General features: G+C 72.7%; 18 protein-coding genes and 5 tRNA genes. 16 read left to right on the top strand and 7 right to left on the bottom strand.

Annotated elements, in window-relative coordinates; genetic code table 11:
- Nucleotides 1-40: 40 nt before the first annotated feature.
- The 9 genes from AB0E14_RS18935 (at nt 41) to AB0E14_RS18895 (ending at nt 12,030) form a co-directional block, all read left to right on the top strand.
- Nucleotides 41-688, top strand: coding sequence for an HAD-IA family hydrolase (locus AB0E14_RS18935; protein WP_362418764.1), 648 nt, complete (start codon nt 41-43; stop codon nt 686-688).
- A 343-nt stretch (nt 689-1,031) separates the two neighbouring features.
- Entirely contained in the window at nt 1,032-2,126 is a 1,095-nt protein-coding gene (locus AB0E14_RS18930) for an ATP-binding cassette domain-containing protein (protein ID WP_362418761.1), read from the top strand.
- Entirely contained in the window at nt 2,123-2,791 is a 669-nt protein-coding gene (locus AB0E14_RS18925) for a methionine ABC transporter permease (protein ID WP_362418758.1), read from the top strand. Before AB0E14_RS18930 ends, AB0E14_RS18925 begins: the two co-directional genes overlap by 4 nt.
- A 79-nt stretch (nt 2,792-2,870) precedes the next feature.
- A complete protein-coding gene (locus tag AB0E14_RS18920) occupies nt 2,871-3,728 on the top strand; it encodes a MetQ/NlpA family ABC transporter substrate-binding protein (protein WP_362418755.1) in 858 nt (285 codons plus the stop codon).
- A gap of 179 nt (nt 3,729-3,907) precedes the next feature.
- Nucleotides 3,908-4,543, top strand: coding sequence for a GNAT family N-acetyltransferase (locus AB0E14_RS18915; protein ID WP_362418752.1), 636 nt, complete (start codon nt 3,908-3,910; stop codon nt 4,541-4,543).
- 70 nt (nt 4,544-4,613) lie between these two features.
- A complete protein-coding gene (gene cbiE / locus AB0E14_RS18910) occupies nt 4,614-5,816 on the top strand; it encodes a precorrin-6y C5,15-methyltransferase (decarboxylating) subunit CbiE (RefSeq protein ID WP_362418749.1) in 1,203 nt (400 codons plus the stop codon).
- 304 nt (nt 5,817-6,120) lie between these two features.
- Nucleotides 6,121-9,450, top strand: coding sequence for a nicotinate-nucleotide--dimethylbenzimidazole phosphoribosyltransferase (cobT, locus tag AB0E14_RS18905; RefSeq protein ID WP_362418746.1), 3,330 nt, complete (start codon nt 6,121-6,123; stop codon nt 9,448-9,450).
- Between the two features lie 408 nt (nt 9,451-9,858).
- Nucleotides 9,859-11,109, top strand: coding sequence for a uroporphyrinogen-III C-methyltransferase (cobA, locus tag AB0E14_RS18900; RefSeq protein WP_362418743.1), 1,251 nt, complete (start codon nt 9,859-9,861; stop codon nt 11,107-11,109).
- A 102-nt stretch (nt 11,110-11,211) separates the two neighbouring features.
- The gene (locus AB0E14_RS18895; protein ID WP_362418740.1) at nt 11,212-12,030 is read left to right on the top strand and encodes an RNA methyltransferase; all 819 of its coding nucleotides are present in this window, start codon (nt 11,212-11,214) and stop codon (nt 12,028-12,030) included.
- Nucleotides 12,031-12,118: 88 nt separating this feature from the next.
- On the opposite strand, the gene AB0E14_RS18890 is transcribed toward AB0E14_RS18895, so the two are convergent.
- Entirely contained in the window at nt 12,119-13,261 is a 1,143-nt protein-coding gene (locus tag AB0E14_RS18890) for a protein kinase (protein WP_362418737.1), read from the bottom strand.
- 195 nt (nt 13,262-13,456) lie between these two features.
- On the opposite strand from AB0E14_RS18890, the gene AB0E14_RS18885 reads away from it, so the two are divergent.
- The 4 genes from AB0E14_RS18885 (at nt 13,457) to AB0E14_RS18870 (ending at nt 15,531) form a co-directional block, all read left to right on the top strand.
- Nucleotides 13,457-13,690 (top strand): hypothetical protein, encoded by a 234-nt coding sequence (locus AB0E14_RS18885; RefSeq protein ID WP_362418734.1) that lies wholly within the window; start codon nt 13,457-13,459, stop codon nt 13,688-13,690.
- A gap of 189 nt (nt 13,691-13,879) precedes the next feature.
- Nucleotides 13,880-14,047 carry a hypothetical protein gene (locus AB0E14_RS18880; RefSeq protein WP_362418731.1) on the top strand — a complete coding sequence of 56 codons (168 nt, stop codon included), beginning with the start codon at nt 13,880-13,882 and terminating at the stop codon, nt 14,045-14,047.
- A 163-nt stretch (nt 14,048-14,210) separates the two neighbouring features.
- Nucleotides 14,211-15,206 (top strand): phosphotransferase, encoded by a 996-nt coding sequence (locus tag AB0E14_RS18875; protein WP_362418728.1) that lies wholly within the window; start codon nt 14,211-14,213, stop codon nt 15,204-15,206.
- Nucleotides 15,207-15,246: 40 nt separating this feature from the next.
- Entirely contained in the window at nt 15,247-15,531 is a 285-nt protein-coding gene (locus AB0E14_RS18870) for a zf-TFIIB domain-containing protein (protein ID WP_361601785.1), read from the top strand.
- 51 nt (nt 15,532-15,582) lie between these two features.
- On the opposite strand, the gene AB0E14_RS18865 is transcribed toward AB0E14_RS18870, so the two are convergent.
- From AB0E14_RS18865 to AB0E14_RS18845, 5 genes are all read right to left on the bottom strand, one after another.
- Nucleotides 15,583-15,657 (bottom strand) — tRNA-Val (locus tag AB0E14_RS18865).
- 60 nt (nt 15,658-15,717) lie between these two features.
- Nucleotides 15,718-15,789: transfer RNA gene (locus tag AB0E14_RS18860), tRNA-Val, on the bottom strand.
- A gap of 34 nt (nt 15,790-15,823) precedes the next feature.
- Nucleotides 15,824-15,895: transfer RNA gene (locus AB0E14_RS18855), tRNA-Val, on the bottom strand.
- Nucleotide 15,896: 1 nt separating this feature from the next.
- Nucleotides 15,897-15,970 (bottom strand) — tRNA-Cys (locus tag AB0E14_RS18850).
- A 38-nt stretch (nt 15,971-16,008) separates the two neighbouring features.
- Nucleotides 16,009-16,081 (bottom strand) — tRNA-Gly (locus AB0E14_RS18845).
- A 302-nt stretch (nt 16,082-16,383) separates the two neighbouring features.
- Here AB0E14_RS18845 and AB0E14_RS18840 point away from each other — a divergent pair.
- The 3 genes from AB0E14_RS18840 to AB0E14_RS18830 all read left to right on the top strand — a co-directional run bounded on the left by AB0E14_RS18840 (nt 16,384) and on the right by AB0E14_RS18830 (nt 19,186).
- Entirely contained in the window at nt 16,384-17,448 is a 1,065-nt protein-coding gene (locus AB0E14_RS18840; RefSeq protein ID WP_362418724.1) for a chorismate-binding protein, read from the top strand.
- Nucleotides 17,445-18,275 carry an aminodeoxychorismate lyase gene (locus tag AB0E14_RS18835; RefSeq protein ID WP_362418721.1) on the top strand — a complete coding sequence of 277 codons (831 nt, stop codon included), beginning with the start codon at nt 17,445-17,447 and terminating at the stop codon, nt 18,273-18,275. The genes AB0E14_RS18840 and AB0E14_RS18835 overlap by 4 nt, the downstream gene beginning before the upstream one ends.
- 71 nt (nt 18,276-18,346) lie before the next feature.
- Nucleotides 18,347-19,186, top strand: coding sequence for a GNAT family N-acetyltransferase (locus AB0E14_RS18830; protein WP_362418718.1), 840 nt, complete (start codon nt 18,347-18,349; stop codon nt 19,184-19,186).
- Nucleotides 19,187-19,290: 104 nt separating this feature from the next.
- Here the strand turns inward: AB0E14_RS18830 and AB0E14_RS18825 are convergent, their stop codons facing one another.
- Nucleotides 19,291-19,806, bottom strand: a complete 516-nt coding sequence (locus AB0E14_RS18825) for a DsbA family protein (protein WP_362418715.1) — start codon at nt 19,804-19,806, stop codon at nt 19,291-19,293.
- Between the last annotated feature and the right edge of the window lie 6 nt (nt 19,807-19,812).

Genomic DNA, 19,812 nt, shown 5'->3' with positions numbered 1-19,812 from the left:
GATGCGCTCGCCCCCCACCCGCCCCGTAGGGTCGGGAGCCATGAAGATACGCGCGGAAGCCCTCCTGTTCGACAACGACGGAACCCTCGTCTCCTCCATGGCGTCCGTGTACCGCTGCTGGACCCGATGGGCCGGGGAGTACGGGATCACGGCCGAGGACTTCGCCCGCGTCGAACTGCACGGCAGGCCCGCCGCCGAGATCATCGCCGACCTGCTGCCCGCCGCCCGGGTGCCGGGCGCCCTGCGCCGCATCGAGCAGCTGGAGGTCGAGGACGTCCCCGGCGGGGTCGAGCTGCTCCCCGGTACCAAGGAACTCCTCTCCTCGCTCCCGGCCGACCGCTGGGCCGTCGTCACCTCCGCGACCCGCCCGCTCGGCGAGGCGCGGCTGCGCGAGGCCGGCATCGACTTCCCCGCCCTCGTCGCCGCCGACGACATCACCCGCGGCAAGCCCGACCCGGAGCCCTTCCTCCTCGCCGCGGCCAGGCTCGGCGTCGACCCGGCCGCCTGCGTGGTCTTCGAGGACGCCCCCGCGGGCCTCGCCGCCGGCCGCGCCGCGGGCATGCGGACCGTGGCCTTGGCCACAACCCACGACCGCGCCGAACTCGACGCCGACTACGTCGTGACCGACCTCTCCGCCGTGTCCGCGCAGGCCACGGACGGGGGAGTGGAGCTCGTCCTCGGCCTCTGACACCCACCGGGGGTGTCCGCATGATGTCTCAACGACGTCCGCTATTCGGACACCCCCGAAGTCGTCGTACCCCCGCGTGCTTTACTTGCAGACATGACCACGACGAGCAGCCGCACCCTTGCGACCGAGGCGAACCTGACGCCCGGTGCTCGTTGTATGTGTCGAATGTGCGCCTTCTGAGGGCCCCCGCCGAGCCTCGCGCCCCGAAGCGAGACCCCGACGGCCGAGCCGATCCGCCCGCCGAAACCGGCGCCGGACCGTGCCCGCCCCGCGCACGCGCTGCCTCCGGTTCATCCACCGAAGCGGCCGATCTGCGCCTGACTGTCCGAACGACGAATGCCCCGTGCCCGGCGGACCCCGCGCCGTGCACTCGACAGTGACGGAAACCCCTGTGATCACCACTTCGGGCCTGACCAAGGTCTACGAGTCGCGAGGCCGCCAGGTCACCGCTCTGGACGGTGTCGACCTCCACGTCCGCGAGGGCGAGGTCTTCGGCGTGATCGGCCAGAGCGGCGCCGGCAAGTCCTCGCTCATCCGCTGCGTCAACCTCCTGGAGCGCCCCACCTCCGGCACCGTGACCGTGGACGGCGTCGACCTCACCGCGCTCGCCGCCACCGGCCGCCGCGCCGGCAAGGACCTGCGCCGCGCGCGCAGCAGCATCGGCATGGTCTTCCAGCACTTCAACCTGCTGTCCTCCCGCACGGTCAAGGACAACATCGAACTCCCCCTGGAGATCCTCGGCGTCTCCGGCGCCGAGCGCACCCGCCGCGCCCTGGAACTCCTCGACCTCGTCGGCCTCTCCGACAAGGCCAAGGCCTACCCCGGCCAGCTCTCCGGCGGCCAGAAGCAGCGCGTCGGCATAGCCCGCGCCCTGGCCGGCAACCCCAAGGTCCTGCTCTCCGACGAGGCCACCAGCGCCCTCGACCCGGAGACCACCCGCTCCATCCTCCAGCTGCTGCGCGACCTCAACCGGCAGCTCGGCCTCACCGTCCTGCTCATCACGCACGAGATGGACGTCGTCAAGACGATCTGCGACTCGGCCGCGCTGATGCAGAAGGGCCGCATCGTCGAGTCCGGCACCGTGAGCGAACTGCTCGCCACCCCCGGCTCCGAGCTGGCCGCCGAACTCTTCCCGGTCAGCGGCGCCGCCACCGGCCCCGACCGCACGGTCGTCGACGTCACCTTCCACGGCGAGGCCGCCACCCAGCCGGTGATCTCCCAGCTCTCCCGTACGTACAACATCGACATCTCGATCCTCGGCGCAGCCATGGACACCGTCGGCGGCAAGCAGATCGGCCGGATGCGGATCGAACTGCCCGGCCGTTACGAGGAGAACGTCGTGCCCGTCGGCTTCCTGCGCGAGCAGGGCCTCCAGGTCGACATCGTCGAAGAGGACGCCCCCGCCGGCGCCGTGCTCGTCAAGGAAGGTGCCAAGTGACCTGGTCGGAGATGCAGCCCCTCCTGGAGCAGGGCACCGTCGACACCCTCTACATGGTCCTGTGGGCCACGGTCGTCACCGTCCTCGGCGGACTGCCGCTCGGCATCCTCCTCGTCCTCACGGACAAGGGCGGACTGCTGCAGAACACGGTGGTCAACAAGGTCGTCGGCGTGATCGTGAACATCGGCCGCTCGCTGCCGTTCATCATCCTGCTGATCGCCCTGATCCCCTTCACGACCTTCGTCGTCGGCACCTTCATCGGCCCCACCGCGATGATCGTGCCGCTCGCCATCGGCGCCATCCCGTTCTTCGCGCGCCTCGTCGAGACCTCGATCCGCGAGGTCGACCACGGGCTCGTCGAGGCCGTCCAGTCCATGGGCGGCTCCGTACCGACGATCATCCGCAAGGTGCTGCTGCCGCAGGCGCTGCCCTCGCTGATCTCCGGGATCACCACCACCGTCATCGTGCTCATCGGCTACTCCGCGATGGCCGGCGCGGTCGGCGGCGAGGGCCTCGGCTCCAAGGCGATCACTTACGGATACCAGCGCTTCGACACTCAGTTCATGCTGGTCACCGTCGTCGTCCTGATCGCGATCGTCACCGTCGTCCAGCTCATCGGCGACCTCGCCGTCCGGCTCCTCGCCCGCCGCGGCCGGACCGCGTAACCCCAGACTTCGTCCTTCGAAGAAGTGCCCGGACTTGTTGTCCAGGCGTCCACCGCACCACCAGAAAGAGGCACTTTTCGTGCGTAAGAACATCAAGCTCACCGCCGGTATCGCCGCCACCGCCGCGCTCGCCCTCGGCCTCACCGCCTGCGGCACCGCCTCGGACCCGTCCTCCGCCAAGGACGCGGCCGGCTCCGCCGACAAGCCGCTCGTCGTCGCCGCGTCCCCGACGCCGCACGCCGACATCCTCAACTACGTCAAGGACAACCTCGCCGCGAAGGAGGGCCTGAAGCTGGAGGTGAAGGAGTTCACGGACTACGTCCTGCCGAACACCGCCACCCAGTCCGGCCAGGTCGACGCCAACTTCTTCCAGCACAAGCCGTACCTCGACGACTTCAACAAGAAGAACAACACCACCATCGTCCCGGTGGTCAACGTCCACCTGGAGCCCCTCGGCCTCTACTCCAAGAAGGTCAAGGCGCTCTCGGACATCAAGGCCGGCCAGACCATCGCCGTCCCCAACGACACCACCAACGGCGGTCGCGCCCTCCAGCTGCTTGCCGAGAACGGCCTCATCACCCTCAAGGACGGCGTCGGCACCAACGCCAAGCTCTCCGACATCACCGACAAGAAGGGCCTGGAGTTCAAGGAGCTGGAGGCCGCCACCGTGCCCCGCGCCCTGAACGACGTGGACGCCGCCGTCATCAACGGCAACTACGCCATCGAGGCCAAGCTCTCCCCGGCCAAGGACGCCATCGCCATCGAGAAGGCCGAGGGCAACCCGTACGCCAACTTCCTCGCCGTCAAGGAGGGCAACGAGAAGGACGCCCGCGTGCAGAAGCTCGCCAAGCTCCTCAACTCGCCCGAGGTGAAGAAGTACATCGAGGACACCTACAACGGCTCGGTCATCCCGGCCTTCGGCGCCGTCGCCAAGTAAGGCCCGCCGTACGGTTCCTGTGCCGAAGGCCCCCCGCACCCGCTCCGGGTGCGCGGGGCCTTCGCCGTAACACCCCGTCATCTGACGCCACATCGGACCCGGTCATGCGCACCGACCTCTGCATGCTGCATGCTGTGCGTTCACGGTCGATTCGGACGGTCCACGGCATGGAGCTGCGCATGACTACCACCTTTCCGGACATCTCCATCAACACGGACCGGTTGGTGCTGCGCGCGCTCGAAGACGTGGACGCTCCCGCCCTCGCCGAGATGATGAACGACGAGATGGTCGCCGCATGGACCGCCGTCCCCCAGCCCTACACCGAGGACGCCGCCCACCGCTGGATCGCCGAGTACGCCCCCACCGAACGCACCGCGGGACGCGGCCTCGACCTCGCCGTCACCGAATTCCTCACCCAGCGCCTCGTCGGCATCATCCAGCTCAGCCACACCGACTGGCGGGTCCGCTCCACCGAGCTCTCCTACATCGTCGCCCCCTGGGCCCGCGGCGAGGGGTACGCCACCGAAGCCGCCCTCGCCACCGCCCAGTGGCTCTTCGGCGACCAGCGCTTCGAACGCATCGAGCTGCGCACCGCCGCCGACAACACCGCCTCCCAGCAGGTCGCCCAGAAGATCGGCTGCATCAGCGAAGGCGTCCTCAGAAACGCCTGCATAGCCCGCACCCGCACCGAGGACGGCACCTGGGCCGACCTGCGCACCGATTTCATCGTCTGGGGACTGCTCCCCGAGGACCTCGAAGGGGTCGAGGACCAGATGGCGGAGGCCGGATACTCCTCCTTCACCGACTGGAGCTGAGCCCGCCACCGATCACGGGTACCCTCGTGTCGCCCCCGACCTGCGACAAGACCTCAGGAGACAGAAGACGATGGCCGACCGGGTCACGGTGATCGGCTGGGACGGCTCGCCCCTCACCGCAGCGGCCCGGTCCGCGCTCTCCGCCGCCACGCTCGTGGCGGGCGCCGCGCACCACCTCGCCCTGCCCGAGGTCCCCCGCGCCGCCGAGCGGATCCGCCTCGGCAGCGTCGACCTCGCCGCCCGCCGCATCGCCGGACACCGCGGCACCGCCGTCGTCCTCGCCGACGGCGACCCCGGCTTCTTCGGAGTCGTCCGCACCCTGCGCGCCCCCGAACACGGGCTCGAGGTCGAGGTCGTCCCCGCCGTCTCCTCCGTCGCCGCCGCCTTCGCCCGCGCCGGCATGCCCTGGGACGACGCCCGGGTCGTCGTCGCCCACCAGCGCACCCTGCGCCGCGCCGTGAACGTCTGCCGCGCCCACCCGAAGGTCGCCGTCCTCACCTCACCCGGCGCCGGACCCGCCGAACTCGCCCTCCTCCTCGAAGGCGTCCACCGCACCTTCGTCATCTGCGAGGAACTCGGCACCGACCGCGAACAGGTCACCGTCCTCACCTCCGACAAGGCCGCCGACCACGTCTGGCGCGACCCCAACGTCGTCATCGTCATCGGCGGCACCGCCGGAGCACCGCCCGGCGGCTGGCTCATGGGCCAGGAGACCCCGGCCGTACGCGGCTGGGCCCTGCCCCCCGAAGACCCCGCACACGGCGGCAGCGGCGAGGACCGCACCCTGCGCGCCGCCCAGCTCGCCCGCCTCGGCCCCCGCGTCGGCGACCTCGTCTGGGACATCGGCTGCGGCGGGGGAGCCCTCTCCGTCGAGGCGGCCCGCTTCGGGGCCGCCGTCATAGCCGTGGACGCCGACCCGGAGGCCTGCGCCCGGACGGAAGCGGCCGCCCGACGCCACGGCGTCCAGCTCCAGGCCGTACGCGGCCGGGCCCCGCACGTCCTGGAACGGCTGCCCGAACCCGACGTCGTACGGATCGGCGGCGGCGGCGTGCCCGTCGTCACCGCCTGCACCGACCGCAGGCCCGAACGGATCGTCGCCCACGCCTCCACCCGCGACGAGGCCGAGGCCGTCGGCGCGGCCCTCGCAGAGGGCGGCTACGACGTCGAATGCGCCCTTCTCCAGAGCGTCGGCCTCGACCCCGACGACTGGTCGGAACGCGACCGCACCGTGGTCTTCCTGCTCTCCGGACGCCGGATCGACCGCGCCCCCTGACCATGCCGCCCCACCGGCCAGGTAGGCTGGCCTGTCGTTGTACCGCGCCCGGGCCTTCGGTGTTTTGTTCGCCAATATCCGGACAGAGGGGGCCGATAGGGCCCCTGATGTGGTACGGGGCAACGGGGGGATGCGCGACGTGGCGCAGTCCACAGCAAACCGTGGCGGATCCGCCTGTCACGACGGCCGATGGCCGCGACAATGCTGGGGTGCCCGCGCGTCATTCGTGCCGCACGGCGCGCACGCTCGTTCTTGTTGACGGGCGAAGGTCTGAAGGAGCACAAGCGATGGGCGAGGGGTACGCATGACGGACACCGGCCAGGTCCCGGGCGAGGGGCTGCCGGAGAACGCAGGCATGGTCGAGCAGCCGGGCATCCCCGCTCCGGGCGCGTACACCTTCCTGGACCCCTCCGAGCACGCAGCCGAGGACGACGACCTGCTTCTCATGCCGGGCGCCCAGGGCGCCTGGAGCGAGCACCAGCCGGGCGCCGTGCCCGCGCCGCCCGTCGCCGTCCCGGCCCCCGGCATGATGCCGCCGGTCGGTGACCCGCTGGCCGGCCCGATCGCCGACGCCCTCGCCGCCCAGGCTCCGTTGACCCCGCCGGCTCCGGTCGCCCACGAGCCCGTCGCCACCCCGGCCCACGGCGTCCCCCTGGGCTTCTCGACCCCCGCGCACGGCGTGCCGGTCGAGGCCGTGACCGACCACGGCTACGAGCCCGGGATCCTGGACACCGGCGCCCACGAGGCCGCCGGCCGCGACTCGGGCTCCGTGGACCTCAGCGCCGTACGCATCGCGCCGCCGGCCGCCGCCACCCCGCCGCCCGCCCGCCGCCCGCTCCACATGGGCCCGCCGGTCCCGGAGACCGGCGGAGTCGTCCGCTCGCTCGCCGACCGCGGCCCCGCCGCCCCGGCTCCGGCGCCCGTACCGGTCGCCGTGACGGTCCCCGCGCCGACGCCGGTCCAGGTCGCGGGCCCGCCCACCTCGGGCCTCGAGTACCTCGACGTCCACCAGGAGCAGCCCGCCGCGCCCCAGCTCGGCGACGTGCCGCCGAAGGGCGCCGTGCCGTGGGACCCGCAGCCCCAGGCGACCGTGCCCGCAGAAACGGTCGGCCAGTTCGTCCCGGTCGAGGGGACGGTCCCGACGACCCCCCACCTGGCCCCCACCCCGACCGAGGCCCCCGAGGCCCTCGTGGAGGAGGCCCCCGCCGCGGTCCCGGCCCCCCGCGACGGCGGTCCGGCCGTCGCCGTACAGGTGCCGCCGGCCGAGGAGCCCACCCCGGAGCCGGAGCCGATCGAGGAGCCCGCGGCGGCGGACGTCACCCCCGAACCGGCAGCGGAGCCGACCCCGCCGGAGCCCGAACTCCCGGTCATGGCCGAGCCGGAGACGCCTCCGACGGAGACCGTCACCGCCGAGGCCCCCGCGGCGACGGAACTCCCCACCGAGCCCGCCCCCGTGGAGCACATCGCCGAGCCCCCCGCGGCCACGGAACCCCCCACCGCCGAGCAGCCGGACACCACCCCCGAGCTGACGGAGTCCACCCCGGAACCGACCCCCGAGCAGGCGGACACGGCCCCCGAGTTGACGCCCGAGCAGCCGGAGTCCACCCCGGAACCGACACCCGAGCAGTCGGACTCCACCACCGAGCTGACGCCCGAGCAGGCGGAGTCCACCCCGGAACCGACACCCGAGCCCGCGGACACCGCCCCCGAGCAGGCGGAAACGGCCCCCGAGCCGACGCCCCAGCCCTCGGAGCCCGCCCCCGAGCAGTCGGAGCCCGCCCCCGAGCAGGCGGAAACGGCCCCTGAGCAGTCGGAGCCCGCCCCCGAGCAGTCAGAGCCCGCCCCCGAGCAGTCGGAGTCCACCCAGGAGCAGGCGGACAATACGCCCGCTCCGGCGTCCGCCGCCCCGGCGCCCGCGTACGACGACGCGGAGCGCGAGGCGGTGCTCAGGGTCATGCGGGAACGCCGCGACATCCGCAACGGCTTCCGCTCCGACCCGATCCCGCACGAGGTGCTGCTCCGCGTCCTCGAGGCGGCGCACACGGCACCGAGCGTCGGCCACTCCCAGCCCTGGGACTTCGTCGTCATCCGCTCGGCGGAGACCCGCCGCACCATGCACGAACTGGCTCAGCGCCAGCGCGAGGCGTACGCCAAGTCGCTGCCCAAGGCGCGGGCGAAGCAGTTCAAGGAACTGAAGATCGAGGCCATCCTCGACACCCCGGTCAACATCGTCGTGACCGCCGACCCCACGCGGGGCGGCCGGCACACTCTGGGCCGCTACACGCAGCCGCAGATGGCTCCGTACTCCTCGGCCCTCGCCGTCGAGAACCTCTGGCTCGCCGCGCGTGCCGAGGGTCTCGGCGTCGGCTGGGTCAGCTTCTTCGACGAGCGCGAGATGGTGCGCGAGCTGGGCCTGCCCGAGCACCTCGAAGTGGTCGCGTACCTCTGCGTCGGCTACGTGGACGAGTTCCCCGAGGAGCCCGAGCTGATGCAGGCGGGCTGGTCCAAGCGCCGCCCGCTGTCCTGGGTCGTCCACGAGGAGACGTACGGCCGCCGGGCGCTGCCCGGTGAGGAGCCGCACGACCTCCTCCAGGAGACGGTCAGCAACATCCGCCCGCTGGACGCCAAGGCGCTCGGCGAGGCGTGGGAGCGGCAGAAGCGCATGACCAAGCCCGCCGGGGCCCTGGGCATGCTGGAGATCATCTCCGCACAGCTCTCCGGCCTCTCCCGGATCTGCCCGCCGCCCATCCCCGAGCCGGCCGCGGTCGCGATCTTCGCCGGTGACCACGGCGTGCACGCCCAGGGTGTCACCGCCTGGCCGCAGGAGGTGACCGGCCAGATGGTCGCGAACTTCCTCGGCGGGGGAGCGGTCTGCAACGCCTTCGCCAACCAGGTCGGCGCCGAGGTCTGCGTCATCGACGTCGGCGTGGCCTCCGACCTCCCGGCGACGCCGGGCCTCCTGCCCCGCAAGGTCCGCCCGGGCACGGGCGACTTCACCACCGGCCAGGCGATGAGCCGCGAAGAGGCCCTCGCCGCCATCGAGGTGGGCATCGAGACCGCGCGCGACCTCGTCGCCGCGGGCAACAAGGCCCTCCTCACCGGTGAGATGGGCATCGCGAACACCACCGCGTCCGCCGCGCTGATCTCGGTGTACACGGGCGTCGACCCGGTCGAGGTGACCGGACGCGGCACGGGCATCAACGACGAGATGCACGCCCGCAAGGTGGACGTGGTCCGCCGCGCCCTGGACCTCCACAAGCCGGACCCGGCGGACCCCATCGGCGTCCTGTCGGCCATCGGCGGCCTGGAGCACGCGGCGCTCGTCGGCCTCATCCTGGGCGCCGCCTCGCTGCGCGTCCCGGTCGTCCTCGACGGCGTCTCGACCGGCGCGGCCGCGCTGGTGGCCCGGGCGATCGCGCCCGAGTCCCTCGCGGCCTGCATCGCGGGCCACCGCAGCGCCGAGCCGGGCCACGTGGCGGCCCTCAACAAGCTGGGCCTGCGCCCCCTGGTCGACCTCGACCTCCGCCTCGGTGAGGGCACGGGCGCCCTCCTCGCCCTCCCGATCGTGCAGAGCGCGGCCCGGGCGATGCACGAGGTGGCGACGTTCGACTCGGCGGGCGTGACGGAGAAGTAGGACCAGCGGCCCCGCGCGCCGGCCCCGCCCCCATTCGACGGGAGTGGGGGCCGCGCAGGGGCCGCGTTCGGGACGTAAAGCGTGATTTGTGGTGCGCGAGGGCGTCGCACCGAGGATCCTCCGCGCGCCGTAAATCATGCAGTCCCGAACGCGGCCCCGGAGCGTCCCCCACGGCACGCACCACCCGGGCGAACCCCACGCACGGCACCACCCCGGAGCCGCCGCCGCACACCGCACCACGCACCACGCACCACGCACGACGCACGCGAGGGACATCCGTCACAGCTCGCCCACCCCCGGTGACCGATATCGTGGTCAAAGGGCTCGGCGCAGCACCCGCACCCCGCCCCACCAGCCGCTTCACCGCAGCAGCGGCCCACACCCCCGCTCTCCGAGGAGCCGCACCACATGGCCGACGCCGAAACCTCCGCCACGCACCCCGCGTACCCCGTAGGCCTCCGCCTCGCCGGCCGGCGCGTCGTCGTGCTCGGCGGCGGTCAGGTCGCCCAGCGCCGGCTCCCGGCCCTGATCGCGGCCGGCGCGGCGGTCACCCTCATCTCCCCCTCCGCGACCCCCTCCGTCGAGGCCATGGCGGAGACCGGCGAGATCACGTGGGTCAAGCGGCGCTACGAGGACGGGGACATCGCCGACGCCTGGTACGCGCTCGTCGCCACCAGCGACCCCGCCGCCAACGCGGCCGCGTCCGCCGAGGCCGAGCGGACGAAGACCTGGTGCGTGCGCTCGGACGACGCCGAGGCGGCCACCGCCTGGACCCCGGCCACCGGCCGCAGCGAGGGCGTCACCGTGGCCGTGCTCACCGGCCACGACCCCCGCCGCTCCGCCGCCGTGCGCGACGCGATCGTCGAGGGCCTCCGGGACGGTTCGATCGCCGCCCCCGCGCACCGCACCCGCAGCCCCTTCGTCGCCCTGGTCGGCGGCGGCCCCGGCGACCCCGACCTGATCACGGTCCGCGGCCGCCGACTCCTCGCCGAGGCCGACGTGGTCATCGCCGACCGCCTGGGCCCGCGCGACCTGCTCGCCGAACTGCCCCCGCACGTCGAGGTGATCGACGCGGCGAAGATCCCGTACGGCCGCTTCATGGCGCAGGAGGCCATCAACAACGCCCTGATCGAGCACGCGAAGAAGCGCAAGTCGGTCGTGCGCCTCAAGGGCGGCGACCCGTTCGTCTTCGGCCGGGGCATGGAGGAGGCCCAGGCGCTGGCGGCGGAGGGCATCGCGTGCACGGTCGTCCCGGGCATCTCCAGCTCGATCTCGGTCCCCGGCGCGGCCGGCATCCCGGTCACGCACCGCGGGGTGGCGCACGAGTTCACCGTCGTCAGCGGCCACGTGGCGCCCGACGACCCGCGTTCCCTCGTCGACTGGGCGTCGCTCGCCAAGCTCACGGGCACGCTCGTGATCCTGATGGGGGTGGACAAGATCGGGAAGATCGCCGAGGCACTCATCGCGCACGGCAAGTCCCCGGAGACGCCCCTCGCGCTGGTCCAGGAGGGCACCACGGCCACCCAGCGCCGTGTGGACGCCACGCTGGCCACGGTTGCCGAGACGGTCAAGGCGGAGGAGGTCCGCCCGCCCGCGGTGATCGTGATCGGGGACGTCGTGCGGGAGGCCCCACACAAACTGACGAAGCCCACCCCCTAGCGAACCTGACCCCCACTCCACTCCACCCCACCCCCACCCCCACTCCACCCCCCACCCCGCACACTCATTGGCACCGCACCCCGGACAAGGCAGTATCACCTCGTGGCCGAACTCATCACGATCGACGACCCCGACGACCCGCGCCTGAGCGACTACACCGGCCTGACCGACGTGGAGCTGCGCCGCAGGCGTGAGCCCGCGGAGGGCCTGTTCATCGCCGAGGGCGAGAAGGTGATCCGCCGGGCCCGCCAGGCCGGGTACGAGATGCGGTCGATGCTGCTCTCCGCCAAGTGGGTCGATGCCATGCGCGATGTCATCGACGAGGTCCCGGCGCCCGTGTACGCGGTACAGCCGGAGCTCGCGGAGCGCGTCACCGGCTACCACGTGCACCGAGGCGCCCTCGCCTCCATGCAGCGCAAGCCGCTGCCGAGCGCGGAGGACCTGCTCCGCCAGGCCCGGCGGGTCGCCGTGATGGAGTCGGTGAACGACCACACCAACATCGGGGCCATCTTCCGCAGCGCGGCGGCGCTCGGCATGGACGCGGTGATCCTCTCCCCGGACTGCGCGGACCCGCTGTACCGCCGCTCCGTGAAGGTGTCGATGGGCGCGGTCTTCTCGGTTCCTTACGCCCGTCTGGAGACCTGGCCGCGTGGCCTGGAGGCGGTACGGGAGGCGGGTTTCAAGCTGTTGGCCCTGACCCCGGACGAGAAGGCGTCTCCGATCGACGTGGCGGCCCCGCACAAGCTGGAGCGGGCGGCGCTGATGCTGGGCGCGGAGGGCGACGGCCTGTCCACCCAGGCGCTCCGGGCCGCGGACGAGTGGGTCCGCATCCCGATGGCGCACGGTGTCGACTCGTTGAACGTGGGCGCGGCGGCGGCGGTGGCGTTCTACGCGGTGGCGAGCGGCCGCCCACAGGACTGACAGGGCGGCGAAAGGACGGGCGGGACGCGAGGGGGACGTACACCCGCCCGCCCCTCACTCAGGCCTACCCCCACGCCTCCCCCCACGACTACCCCTGCAGGGCCTGCGCCGCGGCGATCCCCAGCGCGACGACGAGCGTCACCACGACGAACACGAAGAGCCGCTGCCGCAGCAGCCGAGGGTTGGCGGGCCGACGACCGGTCGAGGTGGTGCGCGCACCTCCGGGCCGGGAGGCCGAGGGACGGCCGCCCGGCCGGGACTGTGGGGCGGAGGAGGGCCGGCCGCCGGTGCGGGACGGCGCGGAAGGCCGGGAGTCGGTGCTGCGTTCGGTGTACCGCTCCGTGGGCCGGCTGCCGGTGGACGACTCCGTACGCTCTCGCTGCACCGGAGGACGTGAGACGGGCAGGCCCTGGGCCTCGCGGGCGGCGATCTCCTTGAGGCGCATGGACAGCTGAAGGGTGCTGGGCCGGTCTTCGGGGTCCTTCGCCAGACAGGCCCGGACGAGCGGCGCCAGCGCGTCGGGCACTCCGCCGAGCTGCGGCTCCTCGTGGACCACGCGGTAGAGCATGACCTCGGAACTGCCGTGCCCGAAGGGCGAGTCCGCCATGGCGGCGTAGGCCAGGGTGGCGCCGAGGGAGAAGACGTCCGTGGCGGGGGTGACGGCCGCGCCCCGTACCTGCTCGGGCGCGAGGAAGCCGGGGGAGCCGACGGCGGTGCCGACGTGGGTGAGGGTGCTGGCGCCGGTGGCCCAGGCGATGCCGAAGTCGATGATCCGGGGGCCCTTGGGGGACAGGAGGATGTTCGACGGCTTGAGGTCCCGGTGCACGACGCCCGCCTCGTGGACGGCGACCAGGCCCTCCGAGAGCGCTGCCCCGATCGCGGCCACGTCGGCGGCCCGCAGGGGGCCCTCCTCGGCGACCCGGTCGTGCAGCGAGGGACCGGGCACGTACTGGGTGGCGAACCACGGGCGGTCGGCCTCCAGGTCGGCGGCGACCAGTCGAGCCGTACAGCCGCCCCGGATCCGCCGGGCGGCGGAGACCTCGCGGGCGAACCGCGAGCGGAACTCCTGGTCCTCGGCCAGGTCCGGCCGGATCACCTTCAGGGCCACCCGCTGGCCGCGCCGGTCGGATCCCAGGTACACGACCCCCATCCCACCGGCCCCGAGCCGGCGGTGGAGCCGGAACGACCCGACGATCCGCGGATCCTCGCGCCGGAGCCGCATCATCGCCATGTCCGTCCCCTCGTCCGTTCGACGTGGCACAGCTTACGTATTGACGCCCCGGTGTGCTCATAGGCCGCGCCCTCGCGGGGGCATCGATTGTCAGTGCTGGGGAGGACACTTGAGGGGTGGTCAGGACGCCGACGGAGCGACCGGCCCGAAGCGAACGATTCTCCAACATCCAATCAGGCAAGGGGGATTCGACCGATGAAGGGTGACCGTGTGGAGATAGTCGTGGACGCGGGGGACACGACTCGGACGTACGAGGTGGTGGCCAGCAGGACGGGCCGCAGGGTGGAGACCGCGGTGCGGAGAGGGGTGGTGGAAGTGAGCGAAGTCACGCGCACGGGCGTGGTCGTCCGGACGGCCCGCTTCATGGCGAGCCGGCTGCTCGCCCTCGTCGAGCAGCCGGTCCCTCTCAGGGAAGACCCTCAGTCCTAGGTCTCCCTCTCCACCCAGGGGAGTACGCCATCGGGGTAGGCGTCATCCTCCCGTAGGCCCGGTAATCGGTACGCGGGCATGACGTCCGGGCGGCTCCGGATGCCTAGTGTTGAAGACAAGCGGCGGGTGCAGCACTCGTCCCCCGAGGTCAGACACCCGCCGCTGCCAGACACGAACAGGAGAGGAACCATGGCGTACCCGGTTTCGCGGATCACCCCCCGTCCTTCGGGCCGCCGCCACCCGCTGGTGGCGACCGCCATGGTCCTCCCTCTCGCGACCCTGCTGGTCGTCGTCTTCGGCGGCTGGGAAGCAGTGGTCACACAGGCGTCGTCCGTGGGCGTGATGCTGGGGCGCTGAGCGGCGCCCCGGACCCGGGAGAGCGGCCCGGGTCGGGGACATCCGGCCAACAACCCCGTGGGGACGGGGGTGCGGCGGACGGCAGCGTGTGGCCGGTCAGCTGGGGAGCTGACCGGCCCTCGCGCTTTCCGGGACCGGGTACGGCAGCGCGTACGCTCCCCGGGTGGAGCATGCCGAACTCGAACAGCTCAGGGCCCTCGCGCGTGAGGCCGCGCACCGGACCGATCCGGCCTGCGCGTGCGCGCCGCACGCGAGCGGCGTGCTCGCCGACCGTGACGACGGCACGGTGGTCCGGCACGGCGTGGTCGTGGTCAAGGCCCACGCCCCCGACACCGACCTCGTGGCGCACCGCACCCGGATCGCCGTGGCGGGACTCCCGGAACTGACGGGCATCCTCCTCACCCCCCACACACCACCCCACCCCACCATCCCCGCCCCCAGCACCCCCGCCACCCCCCGCCCCCTCTCCACCTGGCCCTACGGCACCCCGGTCGACCCCACCGATCCGGACGCGGCCCCCTGGGAGGACGCGGCGCGCCTGCTCGCCCGGCTCCACCGCACTCCGCCGCCGGACCACCTCGCCGTCCCGCCGATGCGCGCGCCGGTGAAGGCGGCCCTGGCCGTCGAGCGGATGCGCCGCTCCGGCGCTCCCGGCGCCGCGGTGGAGACCGTGCTCCGTGCCTGGCGGACGCTCCCGGGGGTGCCGAGGGAGCGCCCGCTCCTCTGCCACGGCGACTTCCACCTGGGTCAACTCGTACGCGCCCCGAACACCCCCCACACCCCTCACACCCCGAACACCCCCCGCACCCCCTGGCTCCTCATCGACGTGGACGATCTAGGGCTCGGCGACCCCGCGTGGGACCTGGCCCGGCCCGCGGCCTGGTTCGCGGCCGGCCTCCTGCCGCCGGACGTCTGGTCCCGCTTCCTCGACGCGTACCGGCGGGAAGACGGCCCGGCCGTCGCCGCACTCTCCGACGACGACCCCTGGGCCCAACTCGACGTCCCCGCGCGCGCCCTGACCGTGCAGACCGCGGCGCTCGCCCTCGCCAAGTCCACCGCCGAGCGGCGCCCCCTGGACGAGGTCGAGGAAGTGATGATCGACACCTGCGCCCGAATCGGCTCGCTCCGAACCGAGTTGGCCCCGCCCGCGTCCCCATAAGCTGAGAGCACCATTCGAACGGCAGGGAGTTGAGCCGACCATGCAGTGTCCCAAGTGCCACGCAGCGATGCACACGTACAACCGCAACGGCGTCCAGATCGAGCAGTGCAGCGGCTGCCGCGGGATATTCCTGGACTACGGCGAGCTGGAGGCCCTGACCCGGCTCGAGTCCCAGTGGGTGCAGCAGGCGCCGCCCGCGCCCGCCCCGCCGGCCTACCCGGCGCACGGCGCGCCCGCCGCGCCCGCCTGGGGCGCCCCGCACCACGGCGGCCACCACGGAGGCCACCACCAGCGCGGCTTCGGCCGGATGCTCTTCTCCTCCTGAGGCAACGACGAAGCCCCCGGCCGCGAGATGCGGCCGGGGGCTTCGTACGTCTGGTGCGCGATACTGGGATTGAACCAGTGACCTCTTCCGTGTCAGGGAAGCGCTCTCCCGCTGAGCTAATCGCGCGGGACGGTCCCAAACCATACAGGACCAGGGTTACTGCCGTACTGCTTGCTGTGTACTGCGTGCGCGATACTGGGATTGAACCAGTGACCTCTTCCGTGTCAGGGAAGCGCTCTCCCGCTGAGCTAATCGCGCGGGGATCCTTGCGGACCAGATCCTTCCGGATCAGTGGACGATACTGGGATTGAACCAGTGACCTCTTCCGTGTCAGGGAAGCGCTCTCCCGCTGAGCTAATCGTCCTTGGAGGTGGAGACGGGATTTGAACCCGTGTAGACGGCTTTGCAGGCCGTTGCCTCGCCTCTCGGCCACTCCACCAGGAGTGAAACGGGGGTTCGGGAAGATCCCCCACATCGAGCGGACGACGAGATTCGAACTCGCGACCCTCACCTTGGCAAGGTGATGCTCTACCAACTGAGCCACGTCCGCTTGTCGTTTCCGTTTCGCTTGCGCGTCCCGGCGACGTGTTGAACTCTAGCGGATTCCTGGGCCAGTACAAAAACGCGTTTCCGCAGCGTGCTGAGCCGCGCACGGAGCCGGGGTGCAGGACGGGGTGCCGAGGCGGGCGGCGGACAGCTCGGGGGCAGGGTTCCCGCGCCGTTCACTCCCCGTGCCCCCGAGGTCGCACGATGCCGTCACGCAGCCGTCACGCAGCCGGCAGGCAGCCGTCACGCAGCCGCACTCGGCCGGTGGCCCGGCGTCGGCCGCCGCGCCCGCCCTAGACTCGATCCGTGCACGACCTTGCTCCTCTGGCCCGCTTCGGCGGCCTCGTCGCGACCGACCTGCGGGATGTCACCAGTGACCCCGCGGCCCTGGACTCCGCCGGCTTCTGGGCCGTCTCCGCGGACTTCGAGGGCCGGCTGACCTGCGCCCGCTTCGGCGACGTGCGCAGGGAGCCGGTCCCGGCCCCCGTCGCCGCTCCCGCCGCGGGCGCCTGGCGCGGCCCCGCCGCCGGTGACTGGACGTCCTCCCTCGACCGCGCGGCGTACACGGCGGGCGTCCGGCGGATCCGGGAGCACATCGCGCGCGGGGAGGTCTATCAGGCCAATCTCTGCCGCGTGATGTCCGCGCCGCTTCCCGACCCCGCCGCCGCCGACGTCGACGCCCTCACCGCGCTGCTGGCCCGCGGCAACCCCGCGCCGTACGCCGGAACGATTCGGCTCCCCGCGCACGGGGTGGAGATCGCCACCGCGTCCCCCGAGCTGTATCTGCGCCGTGACGGCCTCACCGTCGAGTCGGGACCGATCAAGGGCACCGGCCGCACCGCCGAGGACCTCCTGGAGAAGGATCACGCGGAGAACGTGATGATCGTGGACCTCGTACGGAACGACCTCGGCCGGGTCTGCGCGACCGGATCCGTCACCGTCCCCGAACTCTGCGCCGTCGAACCCCACCCGGGACTGGTCCACCTCGTCTCCACCGTGCGCGGCGAGCTGGCCGCGCACGCCGGCTGGTCGGAGCTGCTCGCCGCCACCTTCCCGCCCGGTTCTGTCACCGGTGCCCCGAAGTCGAGCGCCCTGCGGATCATCGAGGCCCTGGAGACCGCTCCGCGCGGCCCCTACTGCGGGGGCATCGGCTGGGTGGACGCCGACCGCCGTACCGCCGAGCTGGCCGTCGGCATACGGACCTTCTGGATCGACCGCCCCGAGGGCGTGCTGCGCTTCGGCACCGGCGCCGGGATCACCTGGGGCTCGGACCCGGAGCGCGAGTGGGCGGAGACCGAGTTGAAGGCGGCCAGACTGCTGGCGGTAGCGTCGGGCGCGTACGAGGCGAGCGGAAAGGCCATATCGCGATGAAACTCTGGGTCAACGGCGGACTGCGCGACGCGGAGGAAGCCCGGGTCTCCGTCCTGGACCACGGGCTGACCGTCGGCGACGGCGTCTTCGAGACGGTCAAGGCCGAGCGCGGCGGAACCTTCGCCCTCACCCTGCACCTGGAGCGCCTCACGCGCTCCGCGCGCGGCCTCGGCCTGCCCGATCCCGACCTCGACGAGGTCCGCCGGGCCTGCGCGGCGGTCCTGGAGGCCAACCCGATGGAGCTCGGCCGGCTCCGCATCACGTACACCGGCGGGCTCTCCCCGCTCGGCTCCGAGCGTGGGGACGCGGGGAGCAGCCTGGTCGTGGGGCTCGGCGAGACGAGCCGCCGTCCCGACTCCACCGCGGTGATCACGGTCCCCTGGACCCGCAACGAGCGTGGGGCGCTCACGGGCCTGAAGACCACGTCGTACGCCGAGAACGTCGTCGCGCTCGCCCGGGCGCGCGAACAGGGCGCCTCCGAGGCGCTGTTCGCCAACACGGTAGGGCAGCTCTGCGAGGGCACCGGCTCCAATGTCTTCGTCGTGCTCGACGGCCGGATCCACACCCCGCCCGTCTCCTCCGGCTGCCTGGCGGGCATCACCCGCGCCCTCGCGGTGGAGTGGACGGGCGCGGTGGAGACCGATCTGCCGTTGGAGGTGCTGGAGAGCGCAGAGGAGATCTTCCTGACCTCGACCCTCCGGGACGTCCAGGCGGTGCACCGGGTCGACGGCCGGCAGACGGCTTCCGCGCCGGGACCGGTCACCGCCAAGGCCATGCAGATCTTCGACGAGCGCGCGGCGGCCGACCGGGACCCGCGCCTCGGGTAGACCCCGCCCGGGTGACTCTCCCCTGGTAAATCGTGATGACGGCCGGCCGCAGGAGGGGTAGAACACCCCTGATGACCACCACCCTGCGGCCGGCCGAGCCGCTTCAGCAGACCCCTGACGGCGACCGCTCCCGTACGTACGACGTCTGTGTCAACAGCCGTCGCGTGGGCTCCGTGCGCCTTGCCACCGCGCCGGGCTTCGGCGCCGGATCCGGGGCGATCGAGGCCCTGACCATCGACGAGAGGGACCGCCGTCGGGGCCGGGGCACGGTCGCCGCGCTGGCCGCCGAGGAGGTGCTGCGCGGCTGGGGCTGCGGCGAGGTCCAGATCTCCGTGCCGACGGCGGCGGAGGCGGCCCTGCGGATGGCGGAGGTGCTCGGCTACACCGAGCGCGGCAGGAACATGGTCAAGGAACTCCCGGCCGAGCCGCCCGCGCCGGCGCCCGGCTTCGAGGTCCGTCCGATGACGGAGGCCGAGTACGGACCCTGGGCGCTGGAGGCCAGGGAGAGCTACGCCCGGAGCTGGATCCGGCGGGGCGTTCCCGAGGACCGGGCCCGCGCCAAGTCCGATGCCACCCACCGGCAGCTGCTGCCCGACGGCCTGGCCACCCCGGGCACGGCGATCAACGTGGCGGTGCGGGACGGGGAGACCGTGGGGCACGTCTGGACGGCCGACCGCGAACTGGAGCCGGGCGTGCGGGGCAGCTACGTCTACGGCGTCGAGGTCGCCGAGGGACACCGGGGCCAGGGCTACGGCCGCGCCCTGATGCTCCTCGCCGAGCGGGTCGCGCTCGACGCCGGGCACCGCCTGCTCGGACTCCACGTCTTCGCGGGCAACACCCCGGCGATCCAGCTCTACACCTCGCTCGGCTACGCGACGACGTACGTCAACAGCTACAAGCCACTGCTCTGAAGCCGCACCGCGCGAGACGGCACGGCGCGAGACGGCATCGTGCGGAACGGCATCGTGCGGTACCGCATCGCGACCGCTGCCGGGCGCCCGTCCGGCGGCGCGTCTCAGCCGGCGAGGAGCCGGTCGACGATCTCCTGGACGCGGGCCCGCAGGCCGTCCTGGCTCTGGCCCCCGTCGAGGCGCTCGCCGCCGACGACGTAGGTCGGGGTGCCGGTGACCTTGATCGCCTTGCCCTCCGCCTGGTCGGCGTCGACGGTCAGCAGGTGCCGGCCGTCGATGAGCGCGGTGTCGAACTCCTCGGCGTCCAGGCCCAGTTCGCGGGCGACGTCGAGCAGCACAGGCTCGCCCCGCTCGCCCAGCTCCTCGGTCCTGGCCAGCAGCGCCTCCACGTAGGGCCAGCTCTCGCCCTGGTCGGCCGCCTCCTCGGCGGCCTGCGCGGCGGCGTACGCGTGCTTGTGCTTCTCCAGCGGGAAGTGCCGCAGCTGTACGTCGATCCGGTCGCCGTACGTCTCACGGAGCGCGCGCACGTCGTCGAGGGCGCGGAAGCAGTCGGGGCACTGGAGGTCGAACCAGGCCTCCACGGTGACGGGGGCGGCGGACGGGGTGGTGGAGTCGCTCATGGGAGC

Origin of the sequence: Streptomyces sp. NPDC047981 (genome assembly GCF_040653315.1) — a bacterium.
Classification (GTDB): Bacteria; Actinomycetota; Actinomycetes; order Streptomycetales; family Streptomycetaceae; genus Streptomyces.
The sequence above is the reverse complement of the archived record's forward strand: the minus strand, read 5'-3'. Positions and strand labels throughout refer to the sequence as shown.

Excerpts from the sequence above, each read along its gene's own strand:
- AB0E14_RS18935 (WP_362418764.1), top strand. The coding sequence starts at position 41 with ATGAAGATACGCGCGGAAGCCCTCCTGTTCGACAACGACGGAACCCTC.
- AB0E14_RS18915 (WP_362418752.1), top strand. The coding sequence starts at position 3,908 with ATGACTACCACCTTTCCGGACATCTCCATCAACACGGACCGGTTGGTG.
- cbiE (WP_362418749.1), top strand. The coding sequence starts at position 4,614 with ATGGCCGACCGGGTCACGGTGATCGGCTGGGACGGCTCGCCCCTCACC.
- cobT (WP_362418746.1), top strand. The coding sequence starts at position 6,121 with ATGACGGACACCGGCCAGGTCCCGGGCGAGGGGCTGCCGGAGAACGCA.
- cobA (WP_362418743.1), top strand. The coding sequence starts at position 9,859 with ATGGCCGACGCCGAAACCTCCGCCACGCACCCCGCGTACCCCGTAGGC.
- AB0E14_RS18890 (WP_362418737.1), bottom strand. The coding sequence starts at position 13,261 with ATGGCGATGATGCGGCTCCGGCGCGAGGATCCGCGGATCGTCGGGTCG.
- AB0E14_RS18885 (WP_362418734.1), top strand. The coding sequence starts at position 13,457 with ATGAAGGGTGACCGTGTGGAGATAGTCGTGGACGCGGGGGACACGACT.
- AB0E14_RS18880 (WP_362418731.1), top strand. The coding sequence starts at position 13,880 with ATGGCGTACCCGGTTTCGCGGATCACCCCCCGTCCTTCGGGCCGCCGC.
- AB0E14_RS18870 (WP_361601785.1), top strand. The coding sequence starts at position 15,247 with ATGCAGTGTCCCAAGTGCCACGCAGCGATGCACACGTACAACCGCAAC.
- AB0E14_RS18835 (WP_362418721.1), top strand. The coding sequence starts at position 17,445 with ATGAAACTCTGGGTCAACGGCGGACTGCGCGACGCGGAGGAAGCCCGG.
- AB0E14_RS18830 (WP_362418718.1), top strand. The coding sequence starts at position 18,347 with ATGACCACCACCCTGCGGCCGGCCGAGCCGCTTCAGCAGACCCCTGAC.
- AB0E14_RS18825 (WP_362418715.1), bottom strand. The coding sequence starts at position 19,806 with ATGAGCGACTCCACCACCCCGTCCGCCGCCCCCGTCACCGTGGAGGCC.